1 protein-coding gene and 1 pseudogene are annotated in these 1,203 nt (G+C 36.4%); both read right to left on the bottom strand.

The window, feature by feature from the left end; translation table 11 throughout:
- Positions 1 to 278 precede the first annotated feature (278 nt).
- A complete protein-coding gene (locus BKL49_RS12075) occupies positions 279 to 989 on the bottom strand; it encodes a hypothetical protein (protein WP_077425793.1) in 711 nt (236 codons plus the stop codon).
- Positions 983 to 1,203: pseudogene (locus BKL49_RS12510) on the bottom strand (hypothetical protein); the annotation flags it as partial. The gene BKL49_RS12075 and the pseudogene BKL49_RS12510, both read right to left, overlap by 7 nt.

Genomic DNA, 1,203 nt, shown 5'->3' with positions numbered 1-1,203 from the left:
ATTGATATTGCACTTCAGCACAACGACGGTGTTTAAAAAATTCCTCCCGAAAATTTGGTTCGGAACATGCTGTGATAATGAATATCGTAAAACCAAACCCTAGAAGTGCGGTATTTTTTCGCGTTATTTTTAGCATATCAACCTCTCTGAATTAAATCGGCTATAAGCATATCACTTTCCAATATTATTCACGCAATTTTTACTTCTGCCCGCTTCATCGTTAGTGAGATTATTACCTGTGCCATCAAAAAACACCCCGATTCGAATCACTTTACAACTCATTCCTGATATCCTTTCTCACGTAACCATTCTCTATAAATACGTCGTCTATTTTCTTCCGGATTATTAGGCTTCCACTCTGTATTAAAATCCGGCACGTGACGGGTCATTGGTGGCATACCTTGCCTTACCCCACGCAAACTCCAATTGTTATATTGATTACCTGCCTCGTCATAATCCTTTTGTAATACTTCAAAACGCAAATAGTCATTAATCTTGATAAGTGGGATATATAGAGGATCCGACTTAATTCTGTCTACAACAAAATTAAGTTTCGGATTATTTTCAAAATCAACACCAATAATGGCACAAACAGATGCAATTAATTCTAAATGATAATGTTGTCGATTCGGATAATACCGTTTAGTTATCTCATCAACCTTTTCCATCCATGCTAACTGTGTTTTTTCATCTGCATTATTCCAAAAGCCGGGATAATAAATTTCCAGCATTTTAATAATTTTACGATGCAGTCTTAAGGTATTATCCCGTTCAATACGGGCTTCTTCCTCATCGGTTAATTGATAAGGTTGCGAAAGATCAATCATATTTTTCTCCTGAAATTCCGGTAAACATTGATATTGCACTTCAGCGCAACGACGGTGTTTAAAAAATTCCTCCCGAAAACTCGGTTCGGAACAAGCGGTGATAAGGCTCGCAATAACAAGAAGCCCTAAAAGTGCGGTGTTTTTTCGCGGTGTTTTTAACATATCAATTTTTCCTCTGTGAGATAGGAAAGAAATTCAGACTGTTCTTTTGGCAACCAACAAATTTGATTTTGTTGATAACTAACAACATGATAGAAATCGGATTCAGGTTCTAAATAACTAAAAACAGTCCGATTATCAAATAAATAATCGCAATAGGCTGGGGGTAGGGTTAGCAAAAATCGTTTAAAAATGCGCAAATCAAAAAAACGCCTTA

Source organism: Rodentibacter myodis (genome assembly GCF_001999305.1).
In the GTDB taxonomy this organism is placed as follows: Bacteria; Pseudomonadota; Gammaproteobacteria; order Enterobacterales; family Pasteurellaceae; genus Rodentibacter; species Rodentibacter myodis.
This window is presented reverse-complemented; position numbering and strand designations above follow the sequence as displayed.